The organism is Brachyspira sp. (genome assembly GCF_029258575.1).
In the GTDB taxonomy this organism is placed as follows: domain Bacteria; phylum Spirochaetota; class Brachyspiria; order Brachyspirales; family Brachyspiraceae; genus Brachyspira.
In genome coordinates this window covers 1-2292 of the sequence record NZ_JARHYI010000016.1, presented here as the reverse complement: position 1 = coordinate 2292, position 2292 = coordinate 1, and the positions used below count along the sequence as shown (strand labels likewise).

The following is a 2292-nucleotide window of genomic DNA, read 5'->3' as shown; positions in this document are numbered from 1 at the left end:
CAGCCTTATAGATTTGCATTTGCATTGCCTGTAGGCTTTACTTCTAATTCTGAGTTTATAAGTTTTTATTTAGAGCCTGCACTTTCATTTACTCTGGTAAATGCTAGAGAAATAGTTTATAAAGATGATGTTACAAAAAGAAAAGAGCCTTTCTATACTTTTGGTTATGTAGTATACGGAGAAATTAAATTAAGACCTGTGCCGACTTTAGAATGGTATACAGAAGTACAAACAGGCGGAGCAACAGTAGCGGGAGATTTGGCAGAGGGAGGAAATACTTCATTAGTATTTAATGCTAATACAGGAATAACTTGGTATTTCTAAAAACGGAGTTTTGCATTATGAGAAAATTTTTATTAATTTTTATGTTTTTAATTATAATAAGTTGTTCTAAAATATTCGCATACTATAATGCTGAAACTTCTTTTATAGATTTTTTAGTGCATACTAATCAATTTAGAATAAGGCTTGATGCATTAGGAGTAAATGCTGATATTACCGGCTCATTAAAAATAGCAGGAGGTATTACAAGCGTTCAGAATTTTGCAGGTATGATAGTAAATAATACTGGAATGCCGGGCATACATGGACAGGGACTTGTAAAATTTATTCCTGCTGCCATTTTAGCATTGGGATATAAAAATGATAGTTTTGGTATAGGGGCTGGATTAGAATTTTTATGGAAAACTCCCGATTATCAAGTATATACTCCCGTGCTGTCTTTTAATGCTTTAAATGATGATCTTCGTTTAAGCGTACCTGTTTCTGTAGGTATAGGAAATAGATTTTTGAAAGATTCTTATGTTGTTTCTATGGCTGCAGAAGGAAGATATTATATAAATAAAGGTCCTTTCTATCATTTGAGATTTAAATTTAATTACGGATATGCATATTTGCCTTTGCTTGATCAAGAAGTATATAAAGATCAATTCTTTGCTCAAAATTCAGTCGGAGGCGAATTAAGATTATACTTTAGAATAGAAGCTCCGAACAATGTTTATATAGATCCTATTATAAGGGCAGTTTATGATCATTCTTTAGGAACTAAATTTTATTTAAGTTCTGCTATAGCAGGAAACGGACTTCCTACAACAATTGCAGATTATTATTCTATAACTGCAAAATCTTTGAATCTTTATGATCCAGGTCAAACAGGAGGCTGGGGACAAATTTCAGGAGGTGCGAATACCGATCCTAATGTAGATAAAGGGCTTTCAGGAGGATATGTGGCAGATTTACCTGAAGGATATTATGCTAAAGAACCTTATAGATTTGCTTTTGCAATACCTGTAGGATTTTCTGCTTCTTCAGAGTTTATTGATTTCTATTTAGAACCTGCTGTTTCATTTACAATGATAGGTGCTAAAGAGTTTATGCAATTAATAGACAATAAAATTCAGCCATCAAAAAGAAAAGCTCCTTTCTATACAATAGGATATGTTGTATATGCTGAAATTACTTTAAGGGCTATTAAAGATTTAGAATGGTATACTGAACTTCAAACAGGCGGAGCAAGTGTAGCAGGCAACATGGCTGATGAAAAGTATAAGGGAAATAAATTAATATTTAATGCAAGTACTGGAATAACTTGGCATTTTTAAATAGGAGTTAAAAACATGAATAAAAAAATAATTGTTATTACGGCAATAGTATTTATTTTGATTTTATTTATATCATGCAAATATCCTCATGAGGGAATAGCACCTCCTGCTTTAGAAGAAAGATTAGGGGAATATGTAGGAAACGGAGGTAAGCAAGATAAAATGGCTTTATATATAGAACTTTTTGATGATAAACGAGTTAGAGTACAATTATCTAAACCTCTAAATTTTGATGCAGGAAATAAAGATGGAGGAAAAGGAGTTAAAGAATTTGAAAATTTAGAAATAAAAGAAAATAAGTTAACATTTCCAGATTTTATTGTACCTATGACAAAATTTTCATCTGCTCTGGGTCAAGTAGATTGGAATGAACATATAAAAAATTTAATAATTACCTTTGATGATATAGATATCTTAAAAGCTTATTGTAAGGGCGTAACTTCAAATGATCAAAATAATAATGCTGTGTATAAAGAAGTGATTATAGATATGGAGATGCATAGAAATAAATAAATAAATTTTTTTTATTATTATAAACTCCTAAAATTAACCTCAGATTTTTATTTAAAACTGAGGTTTTTTTATGGGAGTTTTTTTATTTAAAGCATTTTTATTTTTAAGCGATAATTATAATGATATTTTTTATTTAATGGTTTTGATAATGAACAAATATATATTAATATTCGTAATG

The 2292-nt window shown here is 30.0% G+C and carries 2 protein-coding genes and 1 pseudogene; all 3 read left to right on the top strand.

Annotated features, from left to right (window positions below; translation table 11 throughout):
* Nucleotides 1–324, top strand: a pseudogene (locus Q1J76_RS01110) (cell surface protein); the annotation flags it as partial.
* Between the two features lie 17 nt (nucleotides 325–341).
* Complete coding sequence (locus Q1J76_RS01105; protein ID WP_300377814.1) at nucleotides 342–1601, top strand: cell surface protein; 1260 nt, start codon at nucleotides 342–344, stop codon at nucleotides 1599–1601.
* 15 nt (nucleotides 1602–1616) lie between these two features.
* A complete protein-coding gene (locus Q1J76_RS01100) occupies nucleotides 1617–2114 on the top strand; it encodes a hypothetical protein (RefSeq protein ID WP_300377811.1) in 498 nt (165 codons plus the stop codon).
* The last annotated feature ends 178 nt before the right edge of the window (nucleotides 2115–2292 follow it).

What these genes read in the sequence shown, in the direction of transcription:
- Q1J76_RS01105 (WP_300377814.1), top strand. Translation starts at nt 342, where the DNA reads ATGAGAAAATTTTTATTAATTTTTATGTTTTTAATTATAATAAGTTGT.
- Q1J76_RS01100 (WP_300377811.1), top strand. Translation starts at nt 1,617, where the DNA reads ATGAATAAAAAAATAATTGTTATTACGGCAATAGTATTTATTTTGATT.